The organism is Bacillus sp. N6, assembly GCF_052805735.1.
In genome coordinates, this window is record NZ_CM127843.1 from 3,576,627 (window position 1) to 3,593,645 (window position 17,019).

19 protein-coding genes are annotated in these 17,019 nt (G+C 34.9%); 2 read left to right on the forward strand and 17 right to left on the reverse strand.

Annotation, left to right across the window (positions count from 1 at the left end; all coding sequences use genetic code 11):
* Nucleotides 1-10: 10 nt before the first annotated feature.
* The 10 genes from ACUXVC_RS18315 to ACUXVC_RS18360 all read right to left on the reverse strand — a co-directional run bounded on the left by ACUXVC_RS18315 (nucleotide 11) and on the right by ACUXVC_RS18360 (nucleotide 6,668).
* The gene (locus ACUXVC_RS18315; RefSeq protein ID WP_048655779.1) at nucleotides 11-832 is read right to left on the reverse strand and encodes an urease accessory protein UreD; all 822 of its coding nucleotides are present in this window, start codon (nucleotides 830-832) and stop codon (nucleotides 11-13) included.
* A complete protein-coding gene (ureG, locus tag ACUXVC_RS18320; protein WP_016080654.1) occupies nucleotides 829-1,446 on the reverse strand; it encodes an urease accessory protein UreG in 618 nt (205 codons plus the stop codon). Before ureG ends, ACUXVC_RS18315 begins: the two co-directional genes overlap by 4 nt.
* Before the next feature lie 15 nt (nucleotides 1,447-1,461).
* Complete coding sequence (locus ACUXVC_RS18325; protein WP_095690375.1) at nucleotides 1,462-2,160, reverse strand: urease accessory protein UreF; 699 nt, start codon at nucleotides 2,158-2,160, stop codon at nucleotides 1,462-1,464.
* Nucleotides 2,138-2,593: an urease accessory protein UreE gene (locus ACUXVC_RS18330; RefSeq protein ID WP_000582805.1), complete on the reverse strand. Its 456-nt coding sequence runs from the start codon at nucleotides 2,591-2,593 to the stop codon at nucleotides 2,138-2,140. The genes ACUXVC_RS18325 and ACUXVC_RS18330 overlap by 23 nt, the downstream gene beginning before the upstream one ends.
* 18 nt (nucleotides 2,594-2,611) lie before the next feature.
* Complete coding sequence (ureC, locus tag ACUXVC_RS18335; RefSeq protein ID WP_095690374.1) at nucleotides 2,612-4,324, reverse strand: urease subunit alpha; 1,713 nt, start codon at nucleotides 4,322-4,324, stop codon at nucleotides 2,612-2,614.
* A 1-nt stretch (nucleotide 4,325) separates the two neighbouring features.
* Complete coding sequence (locus tag ACUXVC_RS18340) at nucleotides 4,326-4,655, reverse strand: urease subunit beta (protein WP_016080650.1); 330 nt, start codon at nucleotides 4,653-4,655, stop codon at nucleotides 4,326-4,328.
* 14 nt (nucleotides 4,656-4,669) lie between these two features.
* The gene (locus tag ACUXVC_RS18345) at nucleotides 4,670-4,972 is read right to left on the reverse strand and encodes an urease subunit gamma (RefSeq protein ID WP_001241328.1); all 303 of its coding nucleotides are present in this window, start codon (nucleotides 4,970-4,972) and stop codon (nucleotides 4,670-4,672) included.
* 138 nt (nucleotides 4,973-5,110) lie between these two features.
* A complete protein-coding gene (locus ACUXVC_RS18350) occupies nucleotides 5,111-5,359 on the reverse strand; it encodes a DUF2164 domain-containing protein (protein ID WP_000981064.1) in 249 nt (82 codons plus the stop codon).
* 19 nt (nucleotides 5,360-5,378) lie between these two features.
* Entirely contained in the window at nucleotides 5,379-5,831 is a 453-nt protein-coding gene (locus ACUXVC_RS18355) for a peptidoglycan recognition protein family protein (protein WP_000403999.1), read from the reverse strand.
* 15 nt (nucleotides 5,832-5,846) lie between these two features.
* On the reverse strand, nucleotides 5,847-6,668 hold the full coding sequence (locus ACUXVC_RS18360; RefSeq protein ID WP_141240999.1) for a protein phosphatase 2C domain-containing protein: 822 nt from the start codon (nucleotides 6,666-6,668) through the stop codon (nucleotides 5,847-5,849).
* 126 nt (nucleotides 6,669-6,794) lie between these two features.
* Between ACUXVC_RS18360 and ACUXVC_RS18365 the strand changes: the two genes are divergently transcribed.
* Nucleotides 6,795-7,604 carry a YitT family protein gene (locus tag ACUXVC_RS18365; protein ID WP_000251348.1) on the forward strand — a complete coding sequence of 270 codons (810 nt, stop codon included), beginning with the start codon at nucleotides 6,795-6,797 and terminating at the stop codon, nucleotides 7,602-7,604.
* Between the two features lie 19 nt (nucleotides 7,605-7,623).
* On the opposite strand, the gene ACUXVC_RS18370 is transcribed toward ACUXVC_RS18365, so the two are convergent.
* On the reverse strand, nucleotides 7,624-7,995 hold the full coding sequence (locus ACUXVC_RS18370; RefSeq protein WP_000800772.1) for a VOC family protein: 372 nt from the start codon (nucleotides 7,993-7,995) through the stop codon (nucleotides 7,624-7,626).
* Between the two features lie 237 nt (nucleotides 7,996-8,232).
* Here ACUXVC_RS18370 and ACUXVC_RS18375 point away from each other — a divergent pair, with 237 nt between their 5' ends.
* Nucleotides 8,233-9,765 carry a BA3702 family sensor histidine kinase gene (locus tag ACUXVC_RS18375; protein ID WP_000087652.1) on the forward strand — a complete coding sequence of 511 codons (1,533 nt, stop codon included), beginning with the start codon at nucleotides 8,233-8,235 and terminating at the stop codon, nucleotides 9,763-9,765.
* A 44-nt stretch (nucleotides 9,766-9,809) separates the two neighbouring features.
* On the opposite strand, the gene ACUXVC_RS18380 is transcribed toward ACUXVC_RS18375, so the two are convergent.
* The 6 genes from ACUXVC_RS18380 to ACUXVC_RS18405 form a co-directional block, all read right to left on the reverse strand.
* Entirely contained in the window at nucleotides 9,810-10,418 is a 609-nt protein-coding gene (locus ACUXVC_RS18380) for an alpha/beta hydrolase (protein ID WP_446025812.1), read from the reverse strand.
* A 24-nt stretch (nucleotides 10,419-10,442) separates the two neighbouring features.
* Entirely contained in the window at nucleotides 10,443-11,381 is a 939-nt protein-coding gene (locus ACUXVC_RS18385; RefSeq protein ID WP_098976302.1) for a ring-cleaving dioxygenase, read from the reverse strand.
* 340 nt (nucleotides 11,382-11,721) lie between these two features.
* On the reverse strand, nucleotides 11,722-13,200 hold the full coding sequence (gene putP / locus ACUXVC_RS18390) for a sodium/proline symporter PutP (protein WP_340782996.1): 1,479 nt from the start codon (nucleotides 13,198-13,200) through the stop codon (nucleotides 11,722-11,724).
* Between the two features lie 297 nt (nucleotides 13,201-13,497).
* Nucleotides 13,498-13,986: a cytochrome c biogenesis protein CcdC gene (locus ACUXVC_RS18395; protein ID WP_043936438.1), complete on the reverse strand. Its 489-nt coding sequence runs from the start codon at nucleotides 13,984-13,986 to the stop codon at nucleotides 13,498-13,500.
* A 111-nt stretch (nucleotides 13,987-14,097) separates the two neighbouring features.
* Nucleotides 14,098-15,672 (reverse strand): FMN-binding glutamate synthase family protein, encoded by a 1,575-nt coding sequence (locus tag ACUXVC_RS18400; RefSeq protein ID WP_098976301.1) that lies wholly within the window; start codon nucleotides 15,670-15,672, stop codon nucleotides 14,098-14,100.
* A 67-nt stretch (nucleotides 15,673-15,739) separates the two neighbouring features.
* Entirely contained in the window at nucleotides 15,740-16,867 is a 1,128-nt protein-coding gene (locus tag ACUXVC_RS18405) for an alkene reductase (protein WP_098976300.1), read from the reverse strand.
* Nucleotides 16,868-17,019 lie beyond the last annotated feature (152 nt).

Here is a 17,019-nt window from a genome sequence, read left to right on the forward strand (position 1 = left end):
CTTCCCTTACTTAATATTTTCGATAGGATGTTAGTTCTTCATGTAGACAATTCTCTCTAACAAAACGATGACACTGAAAAAATATAGACTCGATATCCTCTGTATTATGGCTAAGTATGCGTATGACAAAGCCTTTACATGGTGTAGAAGATATTCCAATTTTCATATTGTTAGTGTTAGATAGTGATGTTTTCAATGCTGCAATTAAATCATTTGTAATGTTCTCATTAATAACTATGAAAGTACCATAATGGGAATATTGATTTAATATTCCCATTTGATCTAACGACTCTTTGAAAGGGTTTAACAATAGATGATCGTATACTACAAGTTTATTTTCCATATATATTTTTGTTAACGAATCAAAATATTGGTATGTGAACTTCTCCATATTTGGCGACCAACCAGGCGTAACTGAATCGCATAAAATCAATGTAGAATTATTTTGCATATATATATTTGTTTTTTGCTTATATGCTGCATCCTTGTACATAATTAACGGGTCTGGTAGATATTCCATAACAGCATTCTCACCAATATAAAAATTCAATTCTTGCAAAGCATAACTATTTGGAGTCTTGTACACTTTCGTTGCCGATTGGCTTGTTATATATGTTTTCGCATCTTTACCAACATTTATATTTATAGAATAGAAATCTCCTTTTAAATAGCCTCCACCAGAATTCATAATATAGTAATATGCTCTACCATACTCGTCCAAATATATTGGCTGCGTTACTTTTAAGGCATCTTTATGATAAACCTTAATAGGTACGGTTTTATGTCTCTTTTCCATCACATCAATATTTAAGACACCTGTAGGGGATTTCATTTTTTCAATCCTTCTAACATAATGTTTTGTCGCATCCAATTTATTAATTCTTGTAAACCTTCCTCATCCTTCAAATTTGTAAAAAAGTATGGTTTATTATGTCGGTAATTTTTCGTATCCTGCTCCATAACTCCAAGATCAGCCCCTACATAAGGTGCCAAATCCGTTTTATTAATCACAAATACATCAGATTTGATCATTCCTTGTCCACCTTTACGCGGAATCTTTTCTCCCTGTGCCACATCAATAATATAAATTGAAAAATCCACTAGCTCCGGACTAAATGTGGCAGCTAAATTATCACCCCCACTTTCAATAAAAATAATATCTAAATTATTATGTCTCATCATAAGTTCTTCAATTGCTTCAAAATTCATAGAGGCGTCCTCTCGAATTGCTGTATGCGGGCACCCTCCTGTCTCTACACCAATAATTCTATCTTCTGGTAAAACACCTGTTTTCAATAAAATTTTTGCATCTTCTTTCGTATAAATATCGTTTGTAATTGCTGCAATTTCATAATCTGTATTTAGATGTTTTGTTAACTTTTCAACTAACATTGTTTTCCCAGCACCTACTGGGCCACCGATACCAATTCTAATAGGCTTTATCATTTTATTTTTTCCTCCCTATGACATGAAGACCCTTACATTTACATCTTCATGTTGCATTTGATTTATTTCGAATTCAGGATCATTCAATCCAAAATCCTCTAATGAAAGTATTTGAATTCTATCAATAGATTCACAGATTAATTCATGGCATTCTTGTAATAGTTTTTGACCATCTGTTTGTCCAAGAGGAATGGCTCTCACACCGTTTTGAATTATACTTCCAACACTTGAGTATAAGAAAACTAAGAGCGTTTCTTCTATTGTCATTTTCAATTCCGCCCCTAATATTCCGTATACGATACTCGGATGACCTTGTAATTTATTACCCATAATATTTTCTTTATATATATTTAAATTTACAAATGAGAACAATTCACACAATAATTTAGAAGTACTTTTACTAATCATTCTATTTGCTTTTCTACATTCAAAAGGCAGTGTTTGTGCTGTTATTAAATCATCTAAAAATGTAATTTGTTCTCTCTCATTAGTCTTAATTGCTTCGTAAGTATATTTGCAAATTAAGCCATCCGTGTATGTTAATTGGACTTTTATATATCGATTAACCCATTTGAAAAATTCGGCTTTATTTGTAACTTGTCCCTCTTGAATAAATGTTTCTAATCCAAAAGAGTGACTAAAACTTCCTGTTGGGAAGTTCGAATCACTAATTTGGAGTAGGTTAAGTAGGTTAAATATGTTTGTGCGAAGCATGCTTGAACGGTTTTGGTAATACTCTATTTTCTTTTTGATAAGGAACACCTTCCTTTTTAAGTAAATCTTCTACTAAGTAGTCGTTCGCCAAAATCATGCACCCTTCATCGAATTGTGCTGGTAAATGTCTATTCCCTAAGTTATGAGCAATAATCCCCATTTCTTTTATTGATTTTGGAGTAATTACAATTACCTCTTCTGGTAATACTTCAATATACACAATTCGATTTTCATCTTCATATAAAATATCACCGTTCTTTAATGTTTCTCCACTATCTAAAGACACCCCAATTTCAAAACCAGATTCTGAATATAATTTCTGAACTCTCTTCAGTAAAAGCTCACTAGAAATTAATATCTTATCAAGATGCTTTTTTGTGTTTGAGAAATCATTCATATTGCATACGTTGTTATTAATTTTTTCAATAATCATTTTATCTCCCCCGTTATATCAAAATAAAAAATATCTTTGAGCCATAGGTAGTACATCTACTGCTTCACACGTGATTACTTGTCCATCAACTTTAACTTCATATGTCTGCGGATCTACTTCAATTTCTGGTGTTGCATTATTTAGCTTCATATCTTGCTTCGAAATCTCTCTCGTATTTTTAACAGGTAATACAACTTTATTTAAACCTAATTTTTCTTTAATATTATTCTCATAAGCTACTTTCGATACAAATGTAATCGAACTTGACTGTACTGCTTTTCCATATGCACCAAACATCTTTTTTTCGTAATATGGTTGTGGGGTAGGAATTGAAGCATTCTCGTCTCCCATTAATGCCATCACTACCATTCCGTTTTTCAAAACCATATCTGGCTTAACACCGAAAAATTGTGGATCCCATATTACAAGGTCTGCATACTTTCCTATTTCAATAGAGCCCACGTATTCTGAAATCCCATGTGTAATAGCTGGATTAATTGTATACTTAGCTATATAACGTTGAATTCTATTATTATCGTTATATTCTTTATCTCCCTCTAAACTACCAATCTGCTTTTTCATTTTATCGGCGGTTTGCCAATTGCGAATAATAACCTCGCCAACCCTTCCCATCGCCTGTGAGTCAGAGCTAATCATGCTGAAAACCCCTAGATCTTGCAAAATATCCTCTGCCGCGATTGTTTCTTTTCGAATCCTTGAATCTGCAAACATTACATCTTCTGGAATATTCGCTTTTAAATGATGACATACCATGAGCATATCTAAATGTTCATCCAGCGTATTCACTGTATATGGCAAGGTCGGGTTCGTTGATGATGGTAAAATATTATTCAGCGCAGCAATCTTTATAATATCTGGTGCATGCCCACCTCCAGCTCCTTCAGTGTGGTACGTATGAATAACACGATTATCAATAGCTTTTATCGTTTCTTCCACAAAACCACATTCATTTAAAGTATCCGTATGAATAGCGACTTGAATATCATATTTATCAGCAATCTGTAACGAGTGATTAATTGCTGATGAAGTTGCTCCCCAATCTTCATGGATTTTCAATCCGATAGCCCCTGCAAATATTTGTTCTTCCAGGGCAGGTAGACTTGAACTATTTCCTTTCCCTAAAAACCCAAGGTTTACAGGAAAAGCTTCTGCTGCTTCTAGCATTTTTCTTAAGTTCCAAGATCCAGGTGTTATTGTAGTTGCCTTAGTCCCTTCTGCCGGTCCTGTTCCCCCACCAATTAAAGTTGTTATACCTGAAGCTAATGCTGTATCAATTTGTTGTGGGGATATGAAATGCACATGTGTATCAATACCTCCAGCTGTAACGATTTTCCGCTCACCAGAAATTACTTCCGTTGATGTTCCAATGATGATATCAATGTTATCCATAACTGAAGGATTACCACTCTTACCTATTGCTGAAATCTTTCCATCTTTTATACCAACATCCGCTTTATATATTCCTGTATAATCAATAATAATTGCATTCGTAATAACAACATCCACAACCCCCTGTTCTCTTGTAAGTTGTGAATTTTGTCCCATACCATCCCTAATTGATTTTCCTCCACCAAAGACAGCTTCATCACCATATACAGTGGCATTTCGATCAACATGTGCGAACAATTGTGTATCCGCTAAACGAATAGAATCTCCTGTAGTTGGACCATATAAATCAGCATATTGTTTACGTGACATCTTAAAACTCATGCTATCTCCCTCTTTTTGTGTAAGATTGAATATCGCCATCCACTTTATTTTTAAATCCATATACTTCTTGTTCCCCTGAATATGGAACTAATTCAATCGTTTTTTCATCTCCAGGCTCAAATCTTACCGCTGTACCCGCTGGAATATTTAAATGTCGTCCAATTGCTACACTTCGATTGAATTTTAACGCCTCATTCACTTCATAAAAGTGGTAATGAGATCCAATTTGAATAGGTCTATCTCCCTGATTTAGCACTTTGACTTTCGTTGCTTTTTTATTTCCATTACATACTATGTCTTCTTTCGCAAGGATATATTGCCCTGGAATCATAACATTCACTTCCTTTAATGAATTGGTTGATGAATAGTTACTAATTTTGTTCCATCAGGAAAAGTTGCCTCAACTTGAATATCTGATATCATGTCTGCAATACCATCCATAACATCTTCAGCACTTAAAATGGTTTTTCCAAGCTCCATTAATTCCGCTACATTTTTACCATCTCTTGCTCCTTCCAAAATTTCATACGTAATAATAGCGATACTTTCTGGATAGTTTAACTTAAGCCCCCTCTCCTTTCGTCGATAAGCTAAATCAGCCGCAACAACTACTAGCAGTTTATCAATTTCTCTTGGCGTTAATCTCATTACAATCTTCCTTTCTGAAGTATTTTAAAACTAAGAATATTCTAAAAATAAAAGGTGTATTTTCAATGTCCTTTCCGTGTTTTCTCCATGTTTTTTTGCTATCAATCAAATAAAAAAAAGAGCCCATCGGCTCTTTTTTTATTTTCCTTCATTCTTCTCTAACACGTATAAATCTTCTTCGATATTCGTTAATTTCTCACTTACAAGCTTTCTTGCATCTCCAATTGCTTGATTATATGCAAACGGTCCAACTAATTTAATCATTTCTTCTATTAAACGCTCTGCTTGGAAACGTCCAATTTCATCTAAATCTTCTTCCATAAAAAACTGCTGAATTTGTGCTACAAGTTCTTCTTTTTTATCATTTGGTATTTTTATATTCATCATCGTTGTTACTCCTCTATATTTAAGATAGTATCTTCCTTAACTCTACCATAGAAAAACGATTACCAGGACAGCTTTTTGTAACTCCTTCTAACTCTCTATGACCGAGTATATTTTCTTTCTTTATAGCAAATTGCTTCATAAACAGTTTACATAAAGAATATAATGCATTCACTTGTGCAGGAGTTGGATCGTATTTATCGAAATTTCCCGTCATACATATTCCAATTGTATGGCGGTTATGGTCTTTCGCGTGCGCTCCAATATGTAAACCTCGTCCTTCCACTACAGTTCCATCCTTTTCGATAAAATAGTTGTAACCAATTCCGCTCCACCCCCTTACAGTTTGATGAAATTCATGCGTTTTATACACGTCCCATCCATCTTCAGCTGTATGGTGAATAATCAGTTTGTTTACTTTTTCTAAAGGAACTAATTCATCTTGAAATGTTAGATTGACACGTTTAATTTCCATTTGAACTGCCTCCTCTTAAAAATCAATCATAATAATCGTTTTATCATCTGGCCTTATTCTCTTTTCCGCTTCTAGCTCTTCAATAATTGCTATATATTCGTTTATACCATTCTTTCTTATATATGCAACAGTTTGTTCTAATGACCAATCTGGGTGAAATAACCCGTCTGAACAAATAAAAATCCCACTCACTTCATCTGTATGTAATTCACCATGTTGTAAATAATGTATCGCTTCTTTCATTCCATTTGCAACTGAATAACCATTTGGCATATTTGCAAGATAACGATTGTATTTTAACTGTTCTCGAACATCTTGAAAAACATATTCTTCTGGTACAGATAACCCTTTTTTACGATCTTCTTCTCTCTTCTTTTTTGCTCGTTTACTAATTCCTTCAACTGTGTCTTTCGTTAATACTTGCATCGTTCCATTTTGAAAAGTTGCGACAATCATACAGTCCCCAAGCTGCGCATATTCAATTTTCTCACCAACTATTTGGACTGCCGCGATACATGTGCACCACAAATGCTCTTTTTTTCTCGTGTCTACTTCATATTCTAACATTTCGCTTTGCAATGCTTCATTTGCTTTGGCAACTGCAAATTGTAAACTATGATTCTCTCGTAATGCAGTAAAATAACTTGCAAATAAATGCGAAGCGATGTATGCTCCATTATGTCCCTTTTCATCACGAAACGGGACAAGTGGTGTTGCACCGTCACATACACCATAAATCTTTTTTTCTTTATTACAAAAATAAGAATCCTCACATTCTTGCTTCAACGGGCTTTTCTGTTGATATGTTTTTATCTTCACAACTGTATCCCCTTTCAAATGATAAAATACTCAAATTCTTTTGATTAATCTAATTTACCTAAATAAACTGTTTTTACCCAAAACTTTCAATATCATATATAATCTTGAAATAATATGAATTTTTCAGTGAAGGACGGGAAAGAAATGGTCAGATTCCTTGGTGTTATTATCGGTTCTATTATTATTGCGGTTGCCTTTAATCTTTTCCTTATCCCCCACAAAATTTTAAGTAGTGGAATTGGCGGAATTGCTATTATTTTAGGGATTGTAACCCCTGTAAACACAGGCATTATTAACTTTGTATTAAACTTACCTATCCTTATTTTAGGGTACATAGGTCTTGGAAAAAAAGTAATTTTTAACACAGTTGTCTCTGTAGTTGTATTATCTGTTGCATTATATTACGTTCCAGTAAAAGTCGTAGCAACAGATCCATTGTTATCTTCTATCTTCGGAGGTGTCATCGCCGGAGCTGGTATTGGTCTTGTTTTTAACTGTAATGGATCCACTGGTGGATTTGATATTATCGGTATGCTTTTATCCCGCAAGCGAGACATTAAACTTGGCGGATTCCTTATTGTTCTAAATACAGTCGTTGTAATAATCGCAGGATTCTTCTTCACCTGGGATGTTGCACTTACAAGCTTACTTTCAATTTATGTAACTGGTAAAGTAATTGATGCTGTTCATACAAAACATCGTAAAGTTACACTTATGATTGTAACAAATGAAGCAGAAAAAATGAAAAAACAACTTCTTTCAACTGTTGTACGTGGAATAACGTTACTTGATGGCGAAGGTGCTTATTCAAGCGAGAAAAAGCGTGTACTTATGACGGTCGTTTCTCGTGAAGAATTAGCAAGTATGAAACTAACAATTTCTGAAATCGACCCGAATGCATTCGTTAATATTACAGAAACTGTAGAAGTGTTAGGACTTTTCAGAAGAAGTTAAAGACTAGGTGGGAATCCACCTAGTCTTTATTTTGCATAAATTCAATTCGGTTTCCAAATGGATCTGACACGTAAAATCGAATTACATCTGGCCGTGCATAATCATCAATCACTTTAACACCTTGCTCTATAAGTGTTTGCTTAAATTCATTAATTTCATTCACATAAAAAGCTGGATGAGCCTTTTTAGCTGGTGTAAAGTTCCGCTCGACACCAATATGGATTTCTTGATTTCCGCATTTAAACCAACATCCACCTCGTTTTTTCAACTCTTCTGGCTTTGGAATTTCTTCCATACCAATCGTATTCCCATAAAAATCACGCGCCTCTTCTTCACACCCTACAGGTGCAGCTACTTGCACGTGATCAATCCCTTGAATATAATTTTTCATTTTCTCTCCCCCTCCTCTACCCTAATGTTATACGGAAAACAGCCGTCTGTAACTTACAAAAGGTTTATAAAACAATATAAGCTCCCCTTATTACCATCCTGCATTCACCTTGCAAAAAATAAAAAAAAACAAAATTTATTCTATAACTTCCATTTTTTATAGAAATACACATTACATCTATATTATAGTTATGAATAGACAAATCTTTTTAGATGCTATTTGTACGGAGGAACTATTATGAGTCGTAAAAAATATTCACCAACTCAAAAAAAACGTCATCCGAACATTTCTAGACGTTTGCGAAACCATATACAAGATCGTTCATTAACAGAAATGTACGCATCTCTGTTCGAACACAATCCTGATAGTATTATTTCATTAAATTTAGAAGGAGTTATTCTACATATAAATCCTTCTGCCGAAAGAATATTAGGTTACACTTCTTTAGAATTAGAACAGAAAAATATTACCTCTATTTTAGAAGCCCATATTTCTGAGCAAGTATTACAAAATATAAAGAATACTGAAGCGGATAATCAACAAGAGTATATCTTATCTATTTATCATAAAAATGGATTCTTATTAGATGTTGTGACAAAACTAGTTCCTATTTTTGTTCAAAATCGTCTTACTGGCGTATACGCTATTATGAAGCCGCTTGAAAAATCAGAAAGAATTGAGAATATGCTAAAAGAAAGTGAGAAGAGATTACGTACATTAGTAAACTCTATGCCTGCGTTTGTTATATTTAAAGATCATGAAGGGCGCTGGCTTGAGGCAAATGATTACGCACTTTCTTGCTTCAATTTCCATCATGTACCTTACCACGGGAAAAAAGATAGCGAACTCATTCAATATAATGAAGCATACCGAGAAGCTTTTTTACATTGTGAAGAAATCGATGAACTAGCATGGCAACAAAGACAAATTCTTCATGGCGAGGAATTTATTATACATAGAGATGATTTCGATCTAATCTTAAGTATATCAAAAGTTCCGCTTTATCATCCTGATGGTTCTCGCAAAGGTCTTATCGTGATGGGGAGAGATGTTACTGAGCTAAAAGAAACTGAAAAGTTACTACGAAAATCAGAGAAGCTCGCAGTAGTCGGACAACTGACAGCTGGAATTGCCCATGAAATTCGAAATCCACTCACTTCTCTAAAAGGTTTTCTAACGTTGCTCCTCCCTGAAATAAGTGAAGAGCAGAAATGGTATATCGATGTTATGTTAAGTGAGATTTCACAAATGGAATCCATCACGAGTCAATTTATGGCGATGTCTAAGCCACAAGTATTATCTATCCAAACTTGTAACATACAAACTTTAATTGAAGAGGTAGTTACATTTATTTTACCGACTGCAATTATGCATAGCGTTCATATCATCATGGATCATTTTGATTACGTATATGATATTCAATGTGACGGTAACCAATTAAAACAAGTGTTTATAAACATATTAAAAAATGCAATAGAAGCAATGCCAAATGGCGGAAATATTTTCATCCAAACAAAACCATTAGAGGATAATTTCATCTTAATACGAATTATCGATGAAGGTTGCGGCATTCCTGAAGATCGTATCTCCCGTCTAGGCGAACCTTTTTATAGTTTAAAAGAAAAAGGCACAGGACTAGGATTAATGATGTGTTACAAAATAATTGAAGAACATCATGGTAGATTACACATTTCAAGCGAATTAAATAAAGGTACGATTGTTGATATTGAGCTACCACTTTCTTCATCTCATCTTGCAATCCAGTCTTAAATAAAAAAGAAGCATCTGCTAATTGTTAACAGATGCTTCTTTTTTTAAAATGCTTTGTCATACCACTCTTTTGCTTTTTCTACTTCACCCATTGTTAATTGATGCCCTCGATTTTCCCAATGCATCGTTACATTCGCGTTTGCATTTTCTAATAGTACCTTCAATTCCTCTGACTCTGCTGATGAACAAATTGGGTCATTTGTCCCAGCAGCAATAAACACAGATTTTCCTGCTAAATTTGCTAATTGCATTCCTCTTCTAGGTACCATTGGGTGATGAAGCACAGCACCTTTGAATGCATTCTCGTAATGGAATAATAAGCTTGCTGCGATATTTGCTCCATTCGAATAACCGATAGCTACAATGTTATTTCTATCGAATTTATATTCTTTAGCCGCTTCATCTAAAAATTCATTTAATTCCTTCGTACGGAAAATTAAATCCTCTTCATCAAAAATGCCCTCTGCTAATCGGCGGAAGAAACGCGGCATCCCATTCTCTAACACATTTCCCCTAACGCTTAATACCGACGCTTCCGGATCAATTATTTCTGCAAGTGGTAGTAAATCTAATTCATTACCACCTGTGCCATGAAGTAATAACAACACTGGTTTTGACGTATCTTTTCCTTTTTGAAAAACATGTTTCATCATAATCCTGTTCCCCCTTCAATCACTTTAATCTAAATTTCTCACTTCAAATGGTAAAAGCGTTTGTTCAATCTGTTTTCTATGTTGTTCATATTGTTCCGGTAACTTTAATTCCTCACCCATCGTCTCTAACGATTCATCATGAGCGAAACCAGGAGGATCTGTTGCAATTTCAAATAAGATTTCACCATGTTCTCTAAAATAAATCGCGTTAAAATAATTTCGATCTTGTACAGGAGTTACGTGATATCCCAAACGCGACACATGCTCTTTCCAGTCTAGCTGATCAGCATCGTCAATCGCTCTCCAAGCTATATGATGAACTGTACCAACGCCCATTTGGCCACGACCGATTGTTGATAATTTCAAATCAATAATATTTCCAATATCAGCAGAAGAACGGAATCGAACAAATTCACCCTCTTCTCCAATTTTCTCAAGACCCATAATATGCTCTAACAATTCAGCTGTTTTTTGAGGCTGTGCAGATAAAAGAACAGCACCTCCAAACCCTTTAATTGCTACTTCTGGTGTAACTTCTCCAAAACTCCAATTATTTAATTCGCCTGCTTCTCTTTCAACTAATTCTATATGCAAACCATGCGGATCATCAAATTCTAAATACTGCTCTCCAAAACGAGTCATTTTCGTATACGAAACATCGAATTTTTCTAATCTATTTTCCCAAAACTCCATTGCACCTTTTGGTACAACGTAAGACGTAATTCCTACTTGACCATCCCCAATAATACCTTGACGAGCACCTGCCCATGGGAAAAACGTAATAATTGTTCCAGGTTTTCCTCCTTCATTTCCAAAATAAAGATGGTACGTACCTGGATCATCAAAATTCACTGTTTGTTTCACTAAACGTAACCCTAATACACCAGCATAAAAGTCTACATTTTCTTGTGGATGCCCTACAATCGCTGTAATGTGATGGATTCCCATTGTTTTCTTTTCCATTTCTTCCACTCCTTTTTTATTTCATTATAAAAATTCTTTTACATTTAAATTCATTATTCATTTTGTCCATGCTACAAAGTAAAATCCGTCATTATAATTTTATCTCGAATTCGAGATATCGATTATAAAATTACACATTAACTTCCAGCTTGTCAATTCATCTCAAATTCGAGATAATTTTTAAAAAATATTTACTCCATTTGAAAGCTTTATTCAAAGTAAAAATTAACTTGAACTCAAATTTATTATAAGTTACTTACTTTTAGTTGTCAATAAGTTCCTTATTTTCATTTTAAATAAAAAGAGAGTAAACTCCAGTTTCGTTTACTCTCTTCGCTAATCATTTCGTTTCTTTTTCCAATATTGCTTCCATCTCATTAAATTCACGATGAACTGCCTTAACGGGTTCTTTCGTTAATAAACTTACAACGATAACAGTTAATAAACTACAGAAGAATCCAGGTACCATTTCATACATAATTGCTTTTAAACTTGGAATTTGTACCCATGCTATAACAACTACTGCACCAACAATCATACCTGCAAGAACGCCCCATTTATTCGTCCTTTTCCAATATAAACTTAATAAAATGGCTGGTCCGAATGCTGAACCAAATCCAGCCCAAGCATAACCTACAAGTGTTAAAATTGTATCACTTGGATGATACGCTAAAACAACTGCGATCATAGCTACTACTAATACTGACAATCTACCGATAAATACAAGTTCTTTGTCACTTGCATTACGACGGAAAAATGTTTTATAGAAGTCTTCCGTTACTGCACTTGAAATAACAAGTAATTGTGAGGAAATACTACTCATAATCGAAGCCAAAATAGCTGATAATAAAAATCCTGTAATGTACGGATGGAATAAAATATTTGAGAATGTTACAAAGACCATTTCTGGGTCTTGTAATGTCGCATTATTTTTAGCATAATAAGCGATACCAATTAGACCAGTAAGCATTGCACCTATAAGTGAAATCGTCATCCAGCCGATACCGATTCTACGAGAAGTCTTTAAATCTTTAATAGAGGTGATTGCCATAAAACGGACAATAATATGCGGTTGACCAAAATACCCAAGTCCCCATGCTAAAAATGAAATAATGCCAAGTATTGTGGTCCCTTTAAACATATCTAAATGCGATGCATCGACTTGTTTAATCGTATTAAATGTTTCTGTTACACCACCGACATCCGTAAAAGCAACAATTGGCACTAGTACAAGCGCAATAAACATAATACAACCTTGTACAAAGTCCGTCCAGCTTACGGCTAGAAAGCCACCGAATAGTGTATACGCAACAACGACACCCACTGTTACAAATAAACCAATTTTATAATCCAGGTTGAAAGAATTTTCAAACAAACGTCCACCTGAAACTAAACCAGCCGACGCATAAAATGTGAAAAATACTAAAATGACGATAGCGGAGACAAAACGAAGTATTTTCGTACGATCTTTAAACCGATTCTCTAAAAAGTCTGGAATCGTAATTGAATCATTTGCCACTTCTGTATACGTTCGTAAACGTGGGGCAATGATTAAATAGTTTGCATAAGCACCTATTAATAAACCTATCGCAATCCATACACTTGATAATCCTGTTGCATACATCGCACCAGGTAATCCCATTAGCATCCAACCACTCATGTCAGAAGCACCAGCTGATAAAGCTGTAACTGCTGGACCGAGTCCTCTTCCGCCTAACATATAATCTGATAAATCGGATGTCTTCTTATAAGACCAATATCCGATATACAACATACCTGCCATATAAATAGCAAGCGAAACCATAATTTCAATCTTCACCAAATCTCTCCCTTATTCCATAAGCCATTCAAAATTTCGAAAAATGACTTTTTCTATTTTCTTGTTTTCGCTTATGGTTCCCTACCTTAACAAACATTTTTTGTTCTTTCAAGTGAACGAGCACTTTTCATTACATGTGAAAACCTTTATAAACGCCTTTATCCCAATGGATTACAATGATTTTTTAAGAAATTAAAGTAATAACATTCAGAAAATTAAACAGTGTTTTTTCACACCTTATTTTTATTCGTTTACCCGATAAATTTTAAAAGAAAAAGCCATACAAATGTATGACTTTTAGCTTATTGACGTCTCAATTTTCGCTTTTTCTACATATACTTTACGAAATTTCATATAGCATCCAATACGCCAAGGTACTATATAACAAACCGCAAGAGTATAGAAAAGAATGCCGATTGACTTTGGATCTAAACCTTGTAAATGTCTTCTAAAATAAGCACGTAAAAGAACGATAACTAAAAATGTAGCAATAAAAGCGATACTTTTTTTTGCATAAATTTGACCATCTTCTCTGACTTCATACCCACTTAAAATAATAAGTGGAATTGACAATAACAGTCCGATCCCAGCAGCTATACCAATTTGCCAATCAGCAAGTTGTATCGGTGCAGCATATAAAGAAAAACCTGGTAATAAGAAAAATAATGGCAATAGTAGTCGTCTTCCTTTATTATTAATTGGTCGATTCATAGAGCGCATGCGTCTAAATATAACGAGCCCTATGACGAGTAAAAAAATTGTAATACTGTAAGAACCTTGCTGCAAGTGAATCTCTCCCTAAAAATAGTCATTTTTAAAAATACTTCCCTATTATACTCCTAATTTTTCCAAAAATATGATTATTCCTTTAAAAAATCTTACATATCAAATATACTTTTAGGTTTGATTTACTATAGGAAACAATTCCGAAAGAGGAACTACTCTCCCCACCTCGTCTTTAAACACAATATGCTCTCTAGTTAAATGGCGCGGGCTCTTCACTCCCGCTGCCGCTGCTAATGAAAATAAACTATATCTCATACTAATAATATAATTCATGACTCGCCACTTCTTCTCATACGGATCTAACGCTTTTTGATAATGCGGATTCGTCGTGGCTACACCAGATGGACATTGGCCAGAATTACATTGAAGGGCCATAATACAGCCGCTTGCCATCATAAATCCGCGGGCTGAACTTACAGCATCCGCCCCAATCGCTAAAGCAATCGCCACTTTATCTGGTGTGATTAATTTACCCGATGCAAATACTTTAAACTTGTTACGGACACCATAATGGTTTGCTGTATCGATAAATGTAAGTAATGCTGGAATAAGCGGCAGTCCCATACAATCTGCCATCGATTTATACGTTGCCCCTGATCCGCCTTCTGAACCGTCTATTGTAATAAAATCTGGGTAAATATTTAGTTCTTTCATTGTTTTTATTAAATCTTCCAAAGGCTCCTGCTGACCAATTACAATTTTCATTCCAACTGGTTTACCGCCGCTTTCTTGCAACTGTTGAATAAAACAAAGTGTATCCACTGCATTCTTTAAAAATGAAAATCGATTCGGTGAATTAATCGTCTCTCCCTTTCGGACGTTGCGAACAAAAGCAATTTTCTCATTTACTTTTTGTCCCTCTAGATGACCACCACGTATTTTAGCACCTTGCCCAAATTTCAATTCGAATGCTCTAATATTACTTTCTTTCGCTTTCTCCATGAATTTTCCCATTGAAAAATTACCGTCCTCATCACGGTATCCAAATAACCCTGGACCAATTTGCGCAACGATATTCGCTCCTGTATGTAAATGTTCTGGAATAACGCCACCTTCACCAGTATTAATCCACGATCCGCCTGCCATTTTTGCTCCAAAACCACTCGCTAAAATATAATTTTCTCCAATCGCGCCGTAAGAAGTCGCAGATGCTCCAAACATGCCATGTAGTTTCCACGGATATTTACGGTTTTCACCGACTATAATTGCATCATCTTCTTCGTACAGCCAAAGATTCGTTGTATCCGCTGTCAATTTTTCTCTTCTTGAAAATAATCCTTCTTTATGAATCATGTACTTTTTACCTTCCCGCTCTTGCGAAAGATTCACACTTAATTCCTCAGTTAATATCGGAAATAATGTATTAGCAATATAATAGCCAGAAGCTTCAAAATCTCGTTTTGATCCAAAACCAAGTATTTCAGAGCGATATTTCGCTAAAAACATAACACTTTGAAAATCATAACGTGAGAAAGGCTTTCCATCCGTATCATGATCAAACCAATATTGTCGAAATTCAGGCCCTATCTTTTCCAGTAAGTAGCGCATTCTTCCTAAGTACGGATGTAACTTTAAAATAGAATGATGTGTTCGTTTTTTTATAAAAAATGTAATGATAAAAAAGATGATTAAAAGCAACATTAAAAATAGTAATATACTAATAATAACGAGTAGCGTTTCACTCATCCCGCTTCCCCCTATGAAATCCCATAATAAAAGGAGAACACTCGGTGTGCTCTCCTTTTATCTTTATTCATACTAACGTAGCAAGATGCTCTTTCGCGTCATATTCAACTAAACTTTCAGCATGTTTAATTCGATGAACAAAGTCTGGATTAGCAATTAACGGTCTGCCGAATGCCACTACATCAATTGTTCCTTCTTGCAACGCTTCTTCGGCCTCTTTCGGATTTAAATTACCAACCCCAACAATCGTACCATCCCAATATTTTCTTACTAGTTGATGAAAATTCTTTCCGTCAGCAATCTCTTGCGTATAATTCATCGTTGAAGGATGGATCATCGTTAATCCAACTTCTTTGAACATATTTACGAACGTTTCAATTGCAAGCTCAGGGTTTTCCCACATATAAGTAGGATTATCGCCTTTGAAAGCAGAGAAGCGAAGAAGTGTTTTATTAGCTCCAACAGCTTCTATTACAGCCGACGTTACTTCTTTCATAAACGTTAACCTTTGTTTTAAATTACCGCCATATTTATCTGTTCGCTTATTCGCAAACTCATACGTAAATTGATCGATTAAATATCCGTGTGCACCGTGAATTTCTACTCCATCAAATCCAGCTTCGATCGCATTTTTCGCAGCTTGTGCGTATTGACCGATCACTTTTTGTATTTCTTCTAACGTCATTGCTTCTGGCGTATCAAACGGTTTACGAAAGCGTGGAACATTTCCCTCTGCAGCGATAGCCGACGGTGCTTGTGGCATTTGACCACCAATTATTTCATGATGACTCATACGCCCAACATGCCATATTTGAGCAATAATCGTCCCGCCTTCTTTATGTACTGCCTCTGTAACAGGTTTCCAAGAATCGATTTGTTCTTGTGTATAAATACCTGGTACTCCTGGGTTTCCTTTTGCTCTCGGACTAATGACAATTCCTTCTGTAATAATTAGTCCAATTCCATCCGCAGCACGTTTTCTGTAGTACTCCACTACATCAGCACCAACTACTCCAGTTTCATTATCTGCAAAGCATCTTGTCATCGGTGCCATCGCTATACGATTACGAAGAGACCAAGCTCCAATTTGAATTGGATCAAACAACTTTGTCTCTTCAACGTTTTCAAAAGATCCACCAGCGTTTACATTTGTTCCTTCATAAATATTCGCTGCTTTATTACTTGAACTTGTCATTTTTCTTCCCCCTAAAAAATCTTACTATAATCGCATCATACTTACTTTTAGATAGTAACGTCAATTTTTACGACTTTACAATAAAAAATTCGAATATCAAAAAAATAAAATACTATAAATAATATTAAAAAGGTTTCCTTAGAAGGAAACCT

Bases quoted from the DNA above. Each gene is read 5' to 3' on its own strand.
- ACUXVC_RS18315 (WP_048655779.1), bottom strand. From the start codon at position 832: ATGAAATCCCCTACAGGTGTCTTAAATATTGATGTGATGGAAAAGAGA.
- ureG (WP_016080654.1), bottom strand. From the start codon at position 1,446: ATGATAAAGCCTATTAGAATTGGTATCGGTGGCCCAGTAGGTGCTGGG.
- ACUXVC_RS18325 (WP_095690375.1), bottom strand. From the start codon at position 2,160: ATGCTTCGCACAAACATATTTAACCTACTTAACCTACTCCAAATTAGT.
- ACUXVC_RS18330 (WP_000582805.1), bottom strand. From the start codon at position 2,593: ATGATTATTGAAAAAATTAATAACAACGTATGCAATATGAATGATTTC.
- ureC (WP_095690374.1), bottom strand. From the start codon at position 4,324: ATGAGTTTTAAGATGTCACGTAAACAATATGCTGATTTATATGGTCCA.
- ACUXVC_RS18340 (WP_016080650.1), bottom strand. From the start codon at position 4,655: ATGATTCCAGGGCAATATATCCTTGCGAAAGAAGACATAGTATGTAAT.
- ACUXVC_RS18345 (WP_001241328.1), bottom strand. From the start codon at position 4,972: ATGAGATTAACGCCAAGAGAAATTGATAAACTGCTAGTAGTTGTTGCG.
- ACUXVC_RS18350 (WP_000981064.1), bottom strand. From the start codon at position 5,359: ATGATGAATATAAAAATACCAAATGATAAAAAAGAAGAACTTGTAGCA.
- ACUXVC_RS18355 (WP_000403999.1), bottom strand. From the start codon at position 5,831: ATGGAAATTAAACGTGTCAATCTAACATTTCAAGATGAATTAGTTCCT.
- ACUXVC_RS18365 (WP_000251348.1), top strand. From the start codon at position 6,795: ATGGTCAGATTCCTTGGTGTTATTATCGGTTCTATTATTATTGCGGTT.
- ACUXVC_RS18370 (WP_000800772.1), bottom strand. From the start codon at position 7,995: ATGAAAAATTATATTCAAGGGATTGATCACGTGCAAGTAGCTGCACCT.
- ACUXVC_RS18375 (WP_000087652.1), top strand. From the start codon at position 8,233: ATGAGTCGTAAAAAATATTCACCAACTCAAAAAAAACGTCATCCGAAC.
- ACUXVC_RS18380 (WP_446025812.1), bottom strand. From the start codon at position 10,418: ATGATGAAACATGTTTTTCAAAAAGGAAAAGATACGTCAAAACCAGTG.
- ACUXVC_RS18385 (WP_098976302.1), bottom strand. From the start codon at position 11,381: ATGGAAAAGAAAACAATGGGAATCCATCACATTACAGCGATTGTAGGG.
- ACUXVC_RS18400 (WP_098976301.1), bottom strand. From the start codon at position 15,672: ATGAGTGAAACGCTACTCGTTATTATTAGTATATTACTATTTTTAATG.
- ACUXVC_RS18405 (WP_098976300.1), bottom strand. From the start codon at position 16,867: ATGACAAGTTCAAGTAATAAAGCAGCGAATATTTATGAAGGAACAAAT.